Annotated in this window: 13 protein-coding genes and 3 pseudogenes; 4 read left to right on the forward strand and 12 right to left on the reverse strand. The window is 42.2% G+C overall.

The features are described 5' to 3' along the window. Positions 1-6: 6 nt before the first annotated feature. The 11 genes and pseudogenes from AB5Z12_RS01080 to AB5Z12_RS01130 form a co-directional block, all read right to left on the reverse strand. On the reverse strand, positions 7-762 hold the full coding sequence (locus AB5Z12_RS01080; RefSeq protein ID WP_148462030.1) for an N-acetyltransferase: 756 nt from the start codon (positions 760-762) through the stop codon (positions 7-9). Between the two features lie 30 nt (positions 763-792). Further along, positions 793-1,013, reverse strand: a pseudogene (locus AB5Z12_RS01085) (amidase); the annotation flags it as partial. A gap of 180 nt (positions 1,014-1,193) precedes the next feature. Then, the gene (locus AB5Z12_RS01090; protein WP_173771420.1) at positions 1,194-2,243 is read right to left on the reverse strand and encodes an FUSC family protein; all 1,050 of its coding nucleotides are present in this window, start codon (positions 2,241-2,243) and stop codon (positions 1,194-1,196) included. Between the two features lie 79 nt (positions 2,244-2,322). Next, complete coding sequence (locus tag AB5Z12_RS01095) at positions 2,323-3,042, reverse strand: response regulator (protein ID WP_173771418.1); 720 nt, start codon at positions 3,040-3,042, stop codon at positions 2,323-2,325. Next, positions 3,035-4,672: an ATP-binding protein gene (locus AB5Z12_RS01100; protein WP_226815022.1), complete on the reverse strand. Its 1,638-nt coding sequence runs from the start codon at positions 4,670-4,672 to the stop codon at positions 3,035-3,037. The genes AB5Z12_RS01095 and AB5Z12_RS01100 overlap by 8 nt, the downstream gene beginning before the upstream one ends. 37 nt (positions 4,673-4,709) lie before the next feature. Next, a complete protein-coding gene (locus tag AB5Z12_RS01105; RefSeq protein WP_148462027.1) occupies positions 4,710-4,985 on the reverse strand; it encodes a hypothetical protein in 276 nt (91 codons plus the stop codon). A 43-nt stretch (positions 4,986-5,028) separates the two neighbouring features. Beyond that, a complete protein-coding gene (locus tag AB5Z12_RS01110) occupies positions 5,029-5,676 on the reverse strand; it encodes a TrkA family potassium uptake protein (protein ID WP_148462026.1) in 648 nt (215 codons plus the stop codon). Positions 5,677-5,694: 18 nt separating this feature from the next. Further along, positions 5,695-7,032 (reverse strand): TrkH family potassium uptake protein, encoded by a 1,338-nt coding sequence (locus AB5Z12_RS01115; protein ID WP_148462025.1) that lies wholly within the window; start codon positions 7,030-7,032, stop codon positions 5,695-5,697. Positions 7,033-7,236: 204 nt separating this feature from the next. Beyond that, a complete protein-coding gene (locus AB5Z12_RS01120; RefSeq protein ID WP_148462024.1) occupies positions 7,237-8,598 on the reverse strand; it encodes an MATE family efflux transporter in 1,362 nt (453 codons plus the stop codon). Between the two features lie 176 nt (positions 8,599-8,774). Then, positions 8,775-10,880 carry an ATP-binding protein gene (locus tag AB5Z12_RS01125; protein ID WP_148462023.1) on the reverse strand — a complete coding sequence of 702 codons (2,106 nt, stop codon included), beginning with the start codon at positions 10,878-10,880 and terminating at the stop codon, positions 8,775-8,777. After that, a pseudogene (locus AB5Z12_RS01130) lies at positions 10,832-11,008 on the reverse strand (DUF6783 domain-containing protein); the annotation flags it as partial. The gene AB5Z12_RS01125 and the pseudogene AB5Z12_RS01130, both read right to left, overlap by 49 nt. Between AB5Z12_RS01130 and AB5Z12_RS01135 the strand changes: the two are divergent. Beyond that, positions 10,946-11,200, forward strand: a pseudogene (locus AB5Z12_RS01135) (DUF6783 domain-containing protein). The pseudogenes AB5Z12_RS01130 and AB5Z12_RS01135 sit on opposite strands and share 63 nt — an antisense overlap. Positions 11,201-11,530: 330 nt before the next feature. Here AB5Z12_RS01135 and AB5Z12_RS01140 read toward each other — a convergent pair. Further along, positions 11,531-12,355 (reverse strand): AraC family transcriptional regulator, encoded by an 825-nt coding sequence (locus AB5Z12_RS01140; protein WP_173716000.1) that lies wholly within the window; start codon positions 12,353-12,355, stop codon positions 11,531-11,533. 269 nt (positions 12,356-12,624) lie between these two features. On the opposite strand from AB5Z12_RS01140, the gene gnpA reads away from it, so the two are divergent. From gnpA to AB5Z12_RS01155, 3 genes are all read left to right on the forward strand, one after another. Next, positions 12,625-14,787 carry a 1,3-beta-galactosyl-N-acetylhexosamine phosphorylase gene (gene gnpA / locus AB5Z12_RS01145; RefSeq protein ID WP_173769052.1) on the forward strand — a complete coding sequence of 721 codons (2,163 nt, stop codon included), beginning with the start codon at positions 12,625-12,627 and terminating at the stop codon, positions 14,785-14,787. 117 nt (positions 14,788-14,904) lie between these two features. Next, positions 14,905-15,621 carry a LytTR family DNA-binding domain-containing protein gene (locus AB5Z12_RS01150; RefSeq protein WP_173717776.1) on the forward strand — a complete coding sequence of 239 codons (717 nt, stop codon included), beginning with the start codon at positions 14,905-14,907 and terminating at the stop codon, positions 15,619-15,621. Positions 15,622-15,623: 2 nt separating this feature from the next. Further along, a complete protein-coding gene (locus tag AB5Z12_RS01155; protein ID WP_173769053.1) occupies positions 15,624-16,967 on the forward strand; it encodes a sensor histidine kinase in 1,344 nt (447 codons plus the stop codon). Positions 16,968-16,988 lie beyond the last annotated feature (21 nt).

Consider the following 16,988-nt stretch of genomic DNA (forward strand, 5'->3'; position numbering starts at 1 on the left):
CCCGATTCATTTTCTATCAGATTCCCGGCCTACAAGAGCCAGAAATTTTTTATCAGACTGTATTCCCTGTGTCAGAAATCTTCCATCTCTGAATAGTGCATACGTTGTCACCGGTGCAGGAACGTTCTGTGCGGCTTCTCTGCTTGTAACATGAATTACCCTGAAAGAAATATTGTGTTCTTTTGCCACTTCCGCCACACGGGGCACCCAGTAACAGGTAAAGGGACATTGATCTGTATAGTAAAGAACAAATCCTTCCTCTTCTACTTTCGGGTGTCTTGCACATTCTTTGAATTTTGGCGGCTCAGTATCTGTGTCAAATGGTAAATACATAAGAGTGATTCCGCAGTCCGAAGTATCTGCAACAGAAAATCCCTTAAATTTTAAATACTTCGGGTCTGCCAGAAATTCTTTCTTTCGCCCTTCTGAAGACAGAATACAGATTCCCTTTTTCCCTTGTTCTTTTGCATCACGAATGCATTCATTCAGCAAATCATTGGAATAGCCGTGTCCCTTCATGGAACCGGAAACCCATAAGCAGTTAATATATATATATCCGTCTGCATCAATGGGCACCCATGCATTTTCTGCAGGAATATATTCAATAAAACACTTTCCGCGCTCTGCACTCCGATAAAAAACCAGTCCTTCTTCAAAACGCTGTTTTAACCACTCTTTTTTTACGATACTGTTTTTTCCTGACATAGCACAGCAGATATGTTCCTTGTCAATGTTTTCTTTTGTAATTCTAATATAATGCATAATATCACCTTTCCCAGATATCATGATTGCTTAAATAACCTTGATCTGACACGCTTTCATGGCTTCCAGAGCCAGTTCATGACTCTCTGGCGTTACTCCTGCGCAACAGAGCGAATCTACAATGATTGGCACTTCCGGCAAAAATGGCTTCCAAAGGTAGGTTTATCAATGGGACCAGATTCCAGAAGCTCTGCAATCTCCTCCCTGATTTCCCAACCATAGGTACCGCGGATGCAATGCTCTACAGGAAGCCATATGAAATACGGCATGTTTTCTAAAAAGCCTATTTAAGCTAACTATACCACGTTATTGAGATTTCGTATACTGCAATAGGCTGATTTCAGCGTATATATTTTTGAAATTTTATATTTTCTATTGCATAAAAATAAGCCATTCAGTCAGAATTGCATCCAACCAAATGGCTACTTATATCAGTTTTCTCCTGCCATTTTTTTTGACATACCCCAATAAAACACAGCGCAAAATACCAGAGCAAAAACAACACCAAATATATTCTGAATCACTCTGAGGCTGACTGCACCCTTTAATCCATAACTCTCTGCAGCGATAGCCAAAGCGCCAAATGTATTAAATACAGCCTGCCAGCCATATTTTGCAGAAAATCCCACACCGATTCCACCAAGGATTCCTATGTATGCATAGATGGATGACGGAAGCAGGAAATACAATGCTGTAAAACAAAGAACTCCTGCAATATTTCCCACAATTCTTTTCTTCACTCTGTACTGCATGTCTTCCATAAACGGTAAGATTGCTGACATAGCTGCAATACCTGCCCACATTGCACGTGGCATTTTAAAAAGCTCTGCAATACAAAGTACAGCCGGTACACACAGGATCTGGCATAACTGCCATTTTGTCCTGGAAGAAGAGAGATCAAATTCCTGCAGTACATCCTGTATCTTTCTTTTATAAACCCGGTTTCTGTGATTTCGATAAAATACCAGACAGGTAAGTACAGCTCCTACTGCCATTCCCACCAGTCTCATCTCGTAGCTTTTTCCTGTTACATCATATCCATATAGCAACAGATATCCAAGAACGAGTGTGGACTGATTAAACATAAATGGATTATGACAGCCGAACAGAATCAGCACTGCCAATGCAGCAATATTTAACAGCATTCCCAGTACCGGGGAAAGCTGATTTGCCAGATGTGGACACACTGTCATAACTGCGAAAAACAAAGCCAGAAGTATGGTAGACTGTCCGGTATGGATTCCGAGATCGGCATTTCGAAATACCATAAGACATAATAAGACAACGACTCCTACAATACTGTTCTCATTTCCAAGCAGAATACTGAAAATAGTAACAAATAAAAAACAAAATGCCATCGTGACCGCTACCTTCGCCATATATACAAACAGATGATATATTTTTTCTTTTGCGGTCTCACTTTTTTTCAGCAGGTCTTTTGAACCTGCCTGATTCAACTGAAGTTCCTGATAAAATGTCATATAGCACCTCCGCTTTTTTGTAAATAGGCATTTTATCACAAACAGGAAGATAATTCAAGAATGATTTTTAAGAGAATAATTACCTGGCCAGACCATTGCTTTCAATTCTGATCATACGATACCCAATTCCAATATGCGTCTGGATGTATTGCACACCATTTTTTTCTGGCTCCAGTTTTTTTCGCAGTGTCGCCATAAAAACACGGAGGGAAGCAACGTCATTTTCAGAACACCGCCCCCAGATCTGCTGGGTAATAAATGTATGTGTCAATACTTTTCCCGCATTACGGGATAAAAGGCAAAGCAGCTTATACTCAATAGGAGTAAGATGTAATTCTTCACCCTTCAGATATGCACAGCCAGCCGAATAATCGATCTCTAATTCACCATTTTTAAAAACAGATGTTTCCTGCTGTTCTCCTGGCTGCGTTATTGCAAGTCTCCTTTGCGCAACACGAATACGCGCAAGCAATTCCTCTACAGAAAACGGTTTCGTAATATAATCATCTGCACCAGCGTCCAGTGCTTCAATTTTATCTGTATCCTCACTTCTGGCACTGATCACAATAATCGGCATGTTCGACCAGGTACGGATTTTCTTTATTACTTCTACTCCTTCCATATCAGGAAGCCCGAGATCCAGAAGGACAATATCCGGATGATGAGAAGATGCTTCCAAAATGGCCGAAGAGCCGTTTTCTGCTGCCAGATATTTATAGTCATGTGTCTTTAATGTCGTAACAATCAGGTTTCTTATAGGTCTGTCATCCTCAACCACCAGAATTAATGTTTTATTCATTCAATGTCACCTCACTTAAGGGTAAAGTAAAAGTAAAATTACATCCATGGGGATCATGGTCCGTCAGAATCAGGGTTCCGTCATGGGCTTCTATAATAGAGTGACAAAGCGCCAGCCCCAGTCCCAGACTTCGGTGACTATCCGCAACTGTTGTTTTGCCGGTATAAAACATCTGGAAAATATGCGGCTTCATTTCTTCCGGAATCCCAGGTCCATTATCCTCCACGCTTATCTGCGCTTTTCCATCTGTTTTAGTTCCCCGGATTCTGATTACAGTACCTGGCGGCGTATATTTTATGGCATTGTCAATTAAATTTACCAGAACCTGTATAATAAGGCGGACATCCATACGTGCAAGAACAAGTTCTTCACAGTCAGTTACGATTTTATAATCGTCATGCTTCCGGCTGATATGCCGCAGAGCCTCTGCGATCACCTCATCTAACAGCTGATCTGTAAATTTGAATTTCAGTCTTCCATCATTTAGCCTGGTAACGGAAAGCAGATTCTCCACAACTCCGATCAGCCATTCAGAATCATCATAAATATCCGTATAGATCTGATGCTTTGTAGCTTCATCCAGCCGTTCACTGTTGCTAAGAAGCATATCTGCATTACCTGAAATGGAGCAAAGAGGAGTTCGAAGATCATGGGAAATTGCCCGAAGAAGATCTGCCCGCAGCTGTTCGTTTTTGGCTATCACTGCATTTTTTTCTTTTTCCATAGCATTTTGGGCATTTTCCATTGCAAGTGCACATTCATTTATCACGGACAGCAGGATACTGTATTCAAAAGAGTCCAGTGTTTCTTTCTGCAGCGGTATTCCTATTACACCGTAAACATTGTTCCCGCTCCGAATTGCCAGATATAAGCATTTGGCATGTGGAAAATGATGTGTGGATGCACCGGCACGCTGTCTGTTTTCATAGGCCCATCTGGCTATCTTCTGTTCTTCAGGTGTTAAAAAATCTTCCGCGTCCTCTCTTTCCTCACCGGAAAAAAGCTTTCCCGCTGATAAAGCTCCGTTTTCTACTACATATGCTGTAATATTGCGGTTTAGCAGACGAAGAAGCTGTGTACAGGTGACATCAAGAATTTCTCTCTCTCCTTTAGCCTTTTGCAGCAAACGGTCTGTATCAAACAGAATCTGTGTACGAAAGGCAAGCTGTGTAGAAAGCTTTGCATGTGTTTTCAGCTTCGCCGCAAGTGCCCCTGTAAGTACGGATGAAATTAGCATTATGAAAAAGGTCACCGGATAACCCACCGCATAGGTCTGAAAAGACATCCTTGGTTCTGTCAGAAAAAAGCAAAATAAAAAGACACTTAAGAAAGAACCGGCCACACTGCATAGATAACCATCTGTCACAATGGAAGTAAGCAAAACTCCCAAAATGTATATGGTTACAATATTTGTATCTGTGAAATCCAGCTTCTGAAACAGCAGACCAATCAAAGTACATACTGCAAATATAAAAACTGTCAGAAAATAATCCTTTGCAGACGGTTTTTCCATATACCATGTAAATGACCGTTTCTGATAGTTTTCTGTTTTGACCGTATCCGGAATAATATGGATATCAATATCCGGTTCGTCTGTTTTTTTATTATCCTCTTCAATTCCCAGACTCATCCTGCCAGTCCCCTTTTCTGCCGTTTTTGCAATTATATCATGCGACTGTATTATGGTCAAAATCCTTTTTTTCATACCCGGACTGTCCATCAAGAATTATAATTTCAGCTTCCTTATATTCAATTTTACACTCATGAATCTCTCTTAACAATTCTTCATCCGAAAGAGTATTCAAAAACAATATCTTCGATGACTGCTGTTTTTCTTCCGTATTTTCCTGAATTTCACCCCAAAACTGATCTGCTTTATTTGCAATATAAAATCCAAGTCCAAACAAACAAAATACAGTAACAGCCAATATTCCTTCTGCCATTGTCTTCACCTCTATAGCAGCCTCTTTATAACAAATGACTATATTATATTCGGAAACATTTCTGAAGGGCTCTGTATTCCCCTAATACCAGTAATTTATGATTCTCTTCAAAATACGTATCCGGTGAAATTGCAATACCAAATTCTCCTTCATTTTTTACTGCCAGAATATTAATATTGTAGCGTTTTCTGATATCCAGTTCTCCTACTGTTTTTCCAACCCATTCTTCTGGAACTTCCACTTCAAAAATCGCATGGGATGCATCCACCTCCATATAGTCGAGGATATGATCATCTGTGTAACGGATCGAGGCCCACTTTGCAACCTGCTTTTCCGGATAAACCACTTTATCCGCACCATTACGCAAAAGGAATTTTTCCTGAACATCACGCTCAGCCCTGGATATCACCAGTTTCGCTCCCAGTTCTTTCAGAAGAGAAGTTGTTTCAAGAGAATTCTGAAAGCTTCCTCCAATGGTTACAAAACAGATATCGTAATTTCCTATTCCAAGGGAACGCAAAAATTCAGCATTGGTGCTGTCACCAATCTGCGCATTGGTCACAAATGGTAATGCTTTATCTACTCTCTCCTCATTCCAGTCAACTGCCATAATTTCATGTCCCAGCTGATTCAGCTGCATAGCAATATGTCTTCCAAATCTTCCAAGTCCAATAAGCAATACATTTTTCATAATTATATTTTCTCCTTCTTATCCAACTGTTATTTTCTCCAGAGGCAGTTTTGCATTTCCCCTGTTTCTTCTTGAAAGCACCGCATAAATCAGAGTCAGACCACCTACACGCCCCAGATACATCAGTATAATCAGCACAATTTGCGAAAACATATGAAGCTTCGGTGTAATTCCCAGTGTGAGTCCTACTGTTCCCACAGCTGAAGCAGCTTCATACAGGCAGTCTAAAAGAGGAAGCTCTTCATATACACTGATTGCAAGTCCGCCGCAAAAAAATAACGTAAAATAAAGTATGGCTATTGTCGCCGCATTTTTTATCACATGATATTCCAGCCTCCTGCCAAAAGCCCCTGCATTTTCCTGGCTTCGGAATGTGGCAATTGCATTTAACAAAAGAACTGTAAACGTTGTGGTTTTCATTCCACCAGCTGTAGAACCAGGTGAACCGCCAATCAGCATTAACAATATCATAACAGCTTTTGAGGCTTCACTCATCTTTGAAATATCAATCGTGTTAAATCCGGCAGTTCTTGTAGTTACCGATTGGAACGCCGCAGCTAATAAGCGATTCCCTGCGGATAGATTTTTCAAATCACAGGTGAAGAAAAAAATGATCGGAATTAAAATCAGGCATGCAGTAGTCACAAGGATAATCTTGCTTTGCATGCGATAACGTTTAAACTTCATTTTGTTGGTATAAATATCGTCCCAGGTGAGAAAACCGATTCCCCCTATGATGATCAGAAGCATAATCACTACATTTACAAGAACATTTGCAGAATACCCGGTCAGAGAGGGAAAAGGATTTGCAGATGTTCCCAGAATATCAAATCCTGCATTACAAAAAGCGGAAATAGAATGAAAGACTGACAGCCAGATTCCCTTTCCCTTGTAATCCCATAAAAAAACCGGCAGCAGTAACAATGCCCCTGCAGCTTCAATCAAAAATGTCCCCTTTAAAATAAATCTTGTCAATCTGACGATTCCGCCAACCTTAGGCGCGGAAATCGCATCCTGCAGAGTACTTCTCTGCATAAGGGATATTTTTTTACCGGAAAGAAGGGAAACAGATGCAGCCACCGTTACCACTCCCAGTCCGCCTATTTGTATGAGTACAAGAATAATTGTCTGTCCTGCCAGAGACCAGTAGCTTCCGGTATCCTTTACCACAAGCCCTGTAACGCATACTGCAGAAGTGGCTGTAAAAAGAGCCTCATGAAATGGAGTTGGTATTCTATCTACAGATGAAAAGGGAAGCATTAAAAGAATGCTTCCCAAAAGGATCACTCCTGCAAATCCCAGAATTATTAGCTGAAAAGATGTCAGATGTTTTTTCTTATATGATTTTTTCGGCATAAATGATCAAAACTCCTTACGAATGATTACTTTTTTGTTGCACCCATTATATATAATTGCCTTTAAAGATGGTATAAGAGTATCTGATTCTGTATTAAGATTGTATAAAGATGTGTTTCCGCCATATTCAGCCCGAATTCGGTTGTCGTAGCAAAAAAATAAGCCATTCCGTCAGAAACATATCCAACCAAATGGCTTTTATTCTTATCTTCTATCCAATATTTTATCAAATCGTCTGAAGAAAGTTGAAGTTGTAATGATTGCTGCCAGTATATCACTGATTGGTTCAGCCAGAAAAACGGCAAATACCTTATTCTGAATGAAAAGCGGCAGAATAAAGATCAGCGGAATCAACAGGATCAGTTTTCTTAAGCATGCAAGCAGCAGACTGACTTTCGCCTGTCCCAGTGCCATAAAGCTCTGCTGACAGGAAACCTGAAATCCCAGTGAAAAAATACCAGCCATATAGATTCTCAGTGCCCATGCGGTATACGTGATCAGATCCGTATCATTAGAGAAAATACCTGCAAAGAGCCTGGGAAACAGAAGCATGATCAGCCAGAAGCAGCCGGTAAAAACCGTGCAGACTGTAAACTGCGTAAAAAATGCTTTTTTAACACGCTCTTTATTGCCGGCACCGAAATTATAACTCATGATCGGCTGTCCGCCCTGGCATATTCCCTGCAGCGGTAAGGTTGCAAGCTGGCTGACACTTGTGATAATAGTCATGGCTCCAACCGCAAGATCTCCGCCATATCTTGAAAGGCTGGAGGTGAAACTGATGGACAGAATACTTTCTGTGGACAACATGACAAAAGTGGATATTCCAAGCCCCAGGCATGGTAAAATAATATTTTTTTGTAATTTGAAATTCTCTTTCCTGAGATGGAGAATGGTCTTTTTTCCTGACAGGAAACGAAGAATCCAGATGGCACCAACAGCCTGACTCAAAACAGTAGCAATTGCAGCACCGCTTACGCCCAGGTCAAATACAAAAATAAAAACAGGATCCAGAATAATGTTGATCATCGCACCGATCACAGTGGTCATCATACTGATCTTTGCAAATCCCTGTGTGGTGATAAAGGGATTCATTCCCATTACGATCAGGACAAAAATACTTCCCAGTATATAAATTCTTGCGTATGACACTCCATAAGGAAGGGTCTTATCACTGGCACCAAACATTGTCAAAAGCTGTGGAGCGAAAACGAAAAAAATCACCGTAAGGGCCACAGCCATAAGAATAAGAAGCGAGAAACAGTTTCCAAGAATCTTTTCCGCTGTCGCATTATCCTTTTTTCCCATGGAAATTGCAGCTCTGGGAGCACCTCCTGAACCTGCGAGCATGGCAAAGGCATTAATCAGCATAAGAATTGGCGTAAATAACCCCACACCGGTTAATGCTGCCGCGCCAACACCGGGAATGTGTCCAATATAAATACGGTCTACAATGTTGTACAAAAGATTAATGATCTGTGCCACAACAGCAGGAATTGCAAGCTGCGCCAAAAGACGTGGGATTTTTTCCGTTTCCATTGCCTGTGTATTAGATTTACTACTCATATCTGTTTTCTCCTGACAAATTTTTTGACATAAACCAATAAAATATAAACGAATTATGTCTTCTGATTTTAACTCATATATTTGTCAATATCAAGCTTCTTTTCTGATTTTGCAACGATCAAGGATGCAGCTGTTGCTCATTGCACGCATCCTTCCTCCACTGATCAACAGCCTGTTTACAGCTTATGTTTTCTCCTCCAGATACAATCCTTAAGTACATTTACAAGCCTTGCCGGTTCAAGGGGTTTGGTAAGATGCTCATCCATGCCAGATATCCGGCTGTTTATAATGTCTTCTGCAAATGCATTGGCACTCATGGCAATAACCGGTACGCGCTCTGCATCTGATCTTTTCATGGAACGAATTCTCCGGGCAGTATCCCAGCCGTTTAAGTTTGGCATCATGATATCCATTAAAATCACGTCATAATACCCTGGCTCGGACTTTTCAAATTTCCCAATTGCCTCCAGTCCGTCTTTGGCGCAATCCACAAGAAGCCCGTTATCTTCCAGGATAAAGCTGGCGATTTCCCTGTTCAGCTCATTATCATCAACTACTAATGCCCGGAGACCTTCAAGGGAAATCGTATTCTGGTCCTTTACAAAATCTTCCAGTTTCCGGGCTTTTTCTGCTTCTCCGATTTTGAACGGAATTGTCATGATCACAGTTGTGCCGGTTCCCTCTTTACTTTCGATCCGGATCGTGCCGCCCATTCTGTCTGCCAGCTTCTTTGCAATGGGAAGTCCCAGTCCGGTGCCTTCATATTTCGACCGGCTGGTTTCCTTCTCCTGGGCAAAAAGGTCAAACGCATGTGCCACAAACTCCTGGCTCATACCAGGACCATTATCTGCACAGCCAAATTCATACACTACCCGCTTTTCATCTGCAAACTTCTCTTTACACCATACATGGATTCTTCCGCCTGGTTCTGTAAATTTCACCGCATTATCAGAAATCGCATTCAGAAGCCGTTCCAAATAAACAGAATTTCCGGTTAATAATATATGACTTAGCTCTGATTTTTCCCAATCCACAATGCATTCTATATTTTTCTCAGCTGCCTGAAGCTGCTTTTCTGTGTTGATCCTGCTCAGGATTTCTGTCAGATCAAAAGTAAGCTCCTGATCAACAATATCTCCCGACTCCAGTTTATTCATATCCAGTATATCGTTTACAAGGGAAACCAGATATCTGGAGGAATCCATAATCTTATCCCTGCATTTTTGTTGTATTTCAGGGTCATTGGGATAACGGTTTGCCAGTTCAACCATGCCTATGATCCCATTCATAGGAGTTCGGATATCATGGCTCATATTAGACAGAAACCTGGTTTTAACCGCCGCATCCTTCTTTGCTTCTGCAACCTGGTATATAAGAGTCTGCTCCCTTCTCTTCGCATCACTGATACTTCGAATCGCACAAAGAACATGGGTCAGGCGGCCAGTCTCATCCCTTTTCTTCTCAATAAAGCGCAGACTATGCCAGCTTCCATCCTTCATCCGGTATTCCATAACGACGGATTCTTCGTCTTTCATTCGTTCCGGCAGTGTAGAGATATCTGTAAATTTTTCAAAAGCATCCTGATACTCTTCTGCCACCAGTCCACGGCAAACTCTTTTGTTGTTTTCAGACAGAGTACCTGAATGAATATATTTCAGATGCTCCACATCCCTGTTGGAAATTTCCTCAAAATAATCCGCCTGGATATCAATTCTGGAAATATATTGGTACGTTCTGGCAATGGAGGAAATGATCTCATTTCCTAATCTGGCCTCATTCAATGCTTTTTGCAGTTTCTCCTGGATTTCCTTTTCTTTGTAAAGGATACTGTCTATATTGCGATATCCAAGAAAAGCATCAAAGGTCTCATCATCTGTCTTTCCCTTCACTACATAGGCTTCATAATAGCTATCTTTCCCTTCCTTTGAAACACTGTGGTAATGGTAAGTAAGCTTCTCTTCATGTAAAAGCCTTCTTTTCATATTTGCGCAGAGATGCCAGTCTATAAACTCTTCTTTCTCTTCATCTAGAATAAAATTGTCTGCATATCTTCTCGTATATTCATCAAAAATTTCAGCCGGATGGGGATCTGTCTCCGCCAGCTTCCTGGCATTGGTATTCTCATCCAGCCTCAGTATCTCATATTTACCGGAATTAAGATCTATCCGGTATAAAGATACATACTCTGGCAATAATCTGCTTAAGACATATTTTTCTTTCACAGGATAATCATTTACCTCCTGCCTCGGATCGTCTGTCTTTGTTTTTTCTCGTGAAAGCATAATACCGTTTTAATTTTATCCTTTCTTTTGCTGTTAGAGCGTGTTTGAAAAAGGCTTTCTGCAAGATGTGCTTCACAATTTGTGGGAGATTTCGCCCGGATGAGGGCGCCGTAGCGGGCTACGGCAACTGAATTCGGGCGAAATATACCGCAAAGTGGGGCGTGCAGATTGCGGGAATGATTTTTCAAACACGCTCTAGCATTTGTTTTTGCATGCCAGGCACAAACCACCACGGACGTTTCTGGTGGAGCCGCATAACTTACAAACCTCTGTTATTTCTGGTTTCCAACTGCTGTCCAGCCTCTTCAGGCCTCCGCTGACCTGATCCAACGCTTCATCATCCAGCTCAACAGCTGCCTGACTCATAGGCTTCATGCTCTCTTTTTTGTCATTCACTTCTTTCATAATAGTTTCCTCCTGTATATGATTTTAATATGATTTCACTTTTTACTATAGTAATTATACAAGTTTTTACTTGTGTCTTCAACTGTTTTTTGGCATTTTAGCCAAAACGTTACTGGTCACTCCGTGACTAGTACATCGAAAATTAAGTATCTGCTATATTGACGCAGGATGATTTCGTGCCGCAATTCTCGGGTTTTCTGTGAACCTTGTTCACAAAAAACGCCTCGCGGAAATAATATCTCTGTTTATTCACGCCTGCTTCGTCTGTACTCCATAGCCGTCATACCGCAAGATTTCCGAAAACTCTGCGCCAGATAGCTCTGGGAAGAAAAGCCTGCAAGATGGGCAATGTCAGAAATATCGTGATCTGTATTTTCCAGAAGATTTTTGCAAACCTCAATCCTGCGCCGGTTCAGATAGTTAATGGGAGAAATCCCATAATATCGGGTAAACTCGTGGCTTAGATAATACTTGTTCAGATGACTTAATGCAGCCAGCTGATCCAGATTGATGTCCTCCCCATAGTTAGAATCCAGATAGCGCTTGATCTGTGCACACTCTTTACTTGGATGAAAAGAAGGCACCAGCTGAAAGCCGGAATCTGTAATCCTGCGAAGCTGGGCAATAAGAATGGAAAGCGTGTGTCTGCAAATCTCTTCATAACCCTCTTTTTTTTCATCTAATTCCTGAAAAAGGGAGTGAAAATAAAACAAAAGATCTGTATTAATCTTCCGGCAGTTGAAAATCTGGAATTCCTTCTGATCCCGGAAAGAAAAACTGATTCCATCCACTCCTACAGTATAATAAGAAAGGGGCGCAGCGCTCTGAGAAGTTTCCGTGTGCAGGATATGTGGATTGATAATGACCAGATCATCCCTGGCAATGGAAAAGCGCTGATTTTCTATAAGAAATTCGCCGCTTCCTCTGGAAACATAAAAAAGCTCCGTAAAAGCATGGGTATGAGGAATGCTGGGCCAGTCCTCTTCGTATCTGGAGGATGAGGCATTCACCAGAACTGCTTCTGTAGAAAGTGGATTATCATTGGAAAAAGAAAAGGAACGTGTACTCATAGATTCTCCTTACGTATCATAAACTATAGTTTGTTGTCTGCGCTGTCAGCTCCCGATATTTCGAATACAGTGTCTGCAAGCAGCAATGAAAAAAGCTCGCACACTTAGAGTACCATGAAACGGAAAATACAGCAAGATTTCTAAAAACCATAGCAACAACTCTGTTGAAAAACAGCTGTCAAAAACGTATTCTTATATTATAGGAAAAACAACCATCAAACAATATTAACAACCTTTGTAAATAAAAAAGAGAAAAGCGAGGTCGCAAAATGGAACAGAAAAAAGGCAGAGTTACCATTCCTACCAACCTGGATGTGGTAAAGGAAACACTGGATATTATGAATGAGTGGGGCGCAGATGCCATCCGTGACTGTGATGGAACCGAATTCCCACAGGAGCTGAAGGACACCGGTGCGAAAATCTACGCTACCTACTATACCACCCGAAAGGACAATGCCTGGGCAAAGGCTAATCCGGATGAGATCCAGCAAATGTACATTATGAGTTCTTTCCACACTGCAACATCAGACAAACTGGAGATCCACCTTATGGATCACCTGTACCCGGATATGCTGAAGGTGAACACACGCGATGATATCACAAAGTGGTGGGAAGTGATCGACCGCACCACAGGAGAAGTGGTTCCGGCAAGTCAGTGGCATTATGAAGAAGCGAGCGGAAATGTGGTAATTACACCTGTAAAACCGTTCCATGAGTATACCGTCAGTTTCCTGGCTTATATTATGTGGGATCCGGTGCATATGTACAATGCAGTGGTAAACGACTGGAAAGATGTAGAGCCGCAGATCACATTTGATGTGCGCCAGCCAAAAACAAGAGCTCATTCCCTGGAGCGCCTCCGCAGATTCCTTGACACCCATCAGTATGTGGATGTGGTACGCTTCACCACCTTTTTCCATCAGTTCACCCTGATCTTTGATGAGCTGGCAAGGGAAAAATATGTGGACTGGTTCGGTTATTCCGCATCTGTCAGTCCATATGTGCTGGAGCAGTTCGAAAAAGAGGTCGGCTATCCATTCCGCCCGGAATACATTATCGACCAGGGCTACATGAACAATACCTATCGCATTCCATCTAAGGAATTCAAGGACTTCCAGGCATTCCAGCGTCGCGAGGTTGCGAAGCTTGCAAAGGAGATGGTAGACATTGTCCATGAATATGGCAAAGAAGCCATGATGTTCATGGGTGACCACTGGATCGGCATGGAGCCATTTATGGATGAGTTTGCTTCCATCGGTCTTGATGCTGTGGTTGGAAGTGTGGGAAATGGTGCAACCCTGCGTCTGTTCAGCGATATTAAAAATGTAAAATACACGGAAGGACGATTTCTTCCATACTTTTTCCCGGACACCTTCCACGAAGGTGGAGACCCGGTGAAAGAGGCGAAGGTAAACTGGGTAACTGCAAGGCGTGCCATTCTCAGAAGCCCCATCCAGAGAATTGGTTATGGCGGATATCTGAAGCTGGCTCTTCAGTTCCCAGATTTTGTCCAGTATATTAAAGAGGTCTGCCAGGAATTCCGTACCCTTTATGATAATATCCAGGGTGTGACTCCTTACTGCGTGAAACGTGTTGCTGTGTTAAACTGCTGGGGCCGCATGCGTTCCTGGGGCAATCATATGGTACATCACGCAATCTATTACAAACAGAATTACTCTTATTTTGGCATTATTGAGGCATTAAGCGGTGCACCCTTTGATGTATCCTTTATCAGTTTTGATGATATTCTGGCAGATAAGGATCTGCTGAAAAAATTTGATGTTGTGATCAATGTAGGGGATGCGGATACTGCGCAAAGCGGCGGCGAGTACTGGGTAAATGAAACCATTATTACTGCTGTAAAGGAGTTCGTTTACAATGGTGGCGGTTTCATCGGAGTTGGCGAGCCTGCAGCCCATCAGTGGCAGGGAAAATTCTTCCAGCTGGATGATGTACTGGGTGTGGAAGAAGAAAGAGGCTTCAATTTAAATACCGATAAATACAACTGGGAGGAACACAGAGACCACTTTATTCTGGCTGATGTAGAAGGTGATGTGGACTTCGGTGAGGGCAAAAAGAATATTTTTGCGCTTCCGGAAACCCAGATCCTGATCCAGAATGACCATGAGGTTCAGATGGCAGTAAAAACCTTTGGAAAAGGCCGCGGTGTTTACATCAGCGGACTTCCATACAGCTTCAGAAACAGCCGTGTACTCTACCGTGCGGTTCTCTGGTCTGCATCTGCCGAGGACGAACTGAACCGATGGTATTCCACCAATTATAATGTAGAAGTCCACGCTTATGTAAAGAATGGCAAGTACTGTGTCGTAAACAATACTTACGAGCCACAGGATACAGTTGTCTATAAAGGAGATGGCAGCAGCTTCCCGCTTCATATGGATGCAAACGAAATTAAATGGTACCAGATTTAATAGTCATAGGTTTATTATAATTAAACCACATCCTATTTCAATAATTCTGTCACGAAGTGTTGGAAAATGGCACGAATGGTATTATAATAAACCTATCACAAAACAAAGGAAACCATTATGAGAATTGCAATTGTTGATGACATTAAAGAAGAGCGTGACAAGCTCGCAGACGTACTGACGAAACAGCTTTCCAGACGTGGGATTCACGTAAATTTATTTGAATTTGAAAATGGAGAAGATTTTCTTATTGCGGCAAAGGAACGTCCTTTCACCGTCGTTTTTCTGGACATCTACATGAGTGGTGCAAATGGGATCGAGACTGCCAGAGAGCTTCGGATATTTGACTCAGATGCACTTTTAATTTTTACTACCACTTCTACGGATCATGCTCTGGATGGGTTCAAGGTCCGTGCCATGCACTACCTTGTGAAGCCATATCCCGAAAATGAGATTTCAGACCTGATCGATGAGGTGCTTTCCCGGATCCCGGATTCTGGAAAATACATAGATATAAAAGTAAACGGAAGCAATGTGCAGGTTCCGTTTCGACATATTATATACGCAGAACATTTTTCCCATATGATCCATATTCACACCACTGGCGGCAAAGAGCTGATCACCCGCCAGTCCTTCGAAGCCTTTACTACATCCCTAAAAATGGATCCAAGATTTTATCTTTGCAGCAGAGGCGTTGTGATCAATCTGGAGCATGCTGTTGATTTTGATGGAGCCCTGTTTATCCTGGACGATGAAACCCGGATTTCCGTCAGCCGGAAGCTGGTCAAAAATGCAAGACAGACTTTTATGGATTTTCTGTTTCAAAGGGGACATTGAATATGAATACTATATTAAGACCTGTTCTGGAGCTTACGGTAATGATTTCCGGTCTGTTCCTTGCCTATCTGCCGGTACAGACCTATCTGAAACAACCGCCCGGCAGACTGGCTGCATGGCTTGCACCTCTTCTGGCAGGAATCTGTCTCCTGGAAGGAGGATTTTGTTACTTTCTTAACATTCCTACCAGCTCAGTGCTTTTTCCCACTCTGCTGGTACTGATGCTGATCTATCACAAAAGCCTGACTATCTCTATCTGGAAATCCGGCAGCATTTTTCTGGCAGTATGTGGGGTCTTTGCCTGTGTAAACAGCCTTTCCAGAGCAGTGAATGCCATTGTGGCAGAAAGACTTGGACTTCCGGAAACAGAGATCTGGTTTCACACCAGTGCCGGTATTTTTTACAATGTAATATGTCTGCTGTTCGTTGCTGCCGCCTGGTACCCGGCCTCCCATGCAGCCCGCACTATGATCGATGACGAAAATTTAGCCCAGACCTGGTATGTTTTCTGGATACTGCCACTGATTTTTATAGGTCTGAATCTCTTTATGATTCCCAAATATGAGGGAACTCTGTATACTGGACGTATTTTGCAGGGCTACATTGTGATCAGCCTGATGCTTCTTGTAATTCTCATGCTGTTTTACACAATGTTTCTTATGATGGCCAACAGCCTGAATAAAAATGCAAGGCTTCAGCAGGAAAATCATTTTCTCTCCCTTCAGCAGGCACGATATGAGAACCTTTGCTCTGCCATAGAGGAGGCAAGGCAGGCACGACACGATATCCGCCATCACTTTTTGCAGCTTTCTTCCCTTGCGGAAAAGGGAGATCTGGAAAAAATAAAAGAATACCTTTCCAATGCAAACAGTAAAATTCCAGACTACGACCTGCATTTTTGTGAAAACCAGGCGGCTGACAGCGTGATCAGCCATTATGCCGCTCTGGCAAAACGGGAGAACATTCCTTTCCGGGCAAAGGCCGATCTGCCAGCCCACATTTCCATAGACCAGATTGATATGTGCTTGGTTCTCTCCAACCTTCTGGAAAATGCTCTGGAAGCCAGTCTGAAAGCAAAGTCTTCCAACAGGAGAATCCATGCAGAGGTTTACCTTCATCATAAGCACCTTCTCCTGATCCAGGTGGAAAATACCTTTGAAGGAAAAATACAGGAGAAAAATCATATTTTCCAGTCGTCCAAGCGTCCCGGAAACGGAGTGGGAATCCAGTCTGTCCGCCACATTGCAGAAAAAAACGGAGGAGACAGCAGCTTCACTTATGAAAATGGTGTTTTTACTGCAAAAATTATGCTGCGCATACAGAAAACAGCCGTTTCCCATCCATAACCAAAGCAGAGAGGTTTCATG

The sequence above is a fragment of the Ruminococcus sp. RTP21358st1_G6_RTP21358_211008 genome (genome assembly GCF_040908885.1).
In the GTDB taxonomy this organism is placed as follows: Bacteria; Bacillota; Clostridia; order Lachnospirales; family Lachnospiraceae; genus Blautia_A; species Blautia_A faecis.

Excerpts from the sequence above, each read along its gene's own strand:
- AB5Z12_RS01080 (WP_148462030.1), bottom strand. The coding sequence starts at position 762 with ATGCATTATATTAGAATTACAAAAGAAAACATTGACAAGGAACATATC.
- AB5Z12_RS01090 (WP_173771420.1), bottom strand. The coding sequence starts at position 2,243 with ATGACATTTTATCAGGAACTTCAGTTGAATCAGGCAGGTTCAAAAGAC.
- AB5Z12_RS01095 (WP_173771418.1), bottom strand. The coding sequence starts at position 3,042 with ATGAATAAAACATTAATTCTGGTGGTTGAGGATGACAGACCTATAAGA.
- AB5Z12_RS01100 (WP_226815022.1), bottom strand. The coding sequence starts at position 4,672 with ATGAGTCTGGGAATTGAAGAGGATAATAAAAAAACAGACGAACCGGAT.
- AB5Z12_RS01105 (WP_148462027.1), bottom strand. The coding sequence starts at position 4,985 with ATGGCAGAAGGAATATTGGCTGTTACTGTATTTTGTTTGTTTGGACTT.
- AB5Z12_RS01110 (WP_148462026.1), bottom strand. The coding sequence starts at position 5,676 with ATGAAAAATGTATTGCTTATTGGACTTGGAAGATTTGGAAGACATATT.
- AB5Z12_RS01115 (WP_148462025.1), bottom strand. The coding sequence starts at position 7,032 with ATGCCGAAAAAATCATATAAGAAAAAACATCTGACATCTTTTCAGCTA.
- AB5Z12_RS01120 (WP_148462024.1), bottom strand. The coding sequence starts at position 8,598 with ATGAGTAGTAAATCTAATACACAGGCAATGGAAACGGAAAAAATCCCA.
- AB5Z12_RS01125 (WP_148462023.1), bottom strand. The coding sequence starts at position 10,880 with ATGCTTTCACGAGAAAAAACAAAGACAGACGATCCGAGGCAGGAGGTA.
- AB5Z12_RS01140 (WP_173716000.1), bottom strand. The coding sequence starts at position 12,355 with ATGAGTACACGTTCCTTTTCTTTTTCCAATGATAATCCACTTTCTACA.
- gnpA (WP_173769052.1), top strand. The coding sequence starts at position 12,625 with ATGGAACAGAAAAAAGGCAGAGTTACCATTCCTACCAACCTGGATGTG.
- AB5Z12_RS01150 (WP_173717776.1), top strand. The coding sequence starts at position 14,905 with ATGAGAATTGCAATTGTTGATGACATTAAAGAAGAGCGTGACAAGCTC.
- AB5Z12_RS01155 (WP_173769053.1), top strand. The coding sequence starts at position 15,624 with ATGAATACTATATTAAGACCTGTTCTGGAGCTTACGGTAATGATTTCC.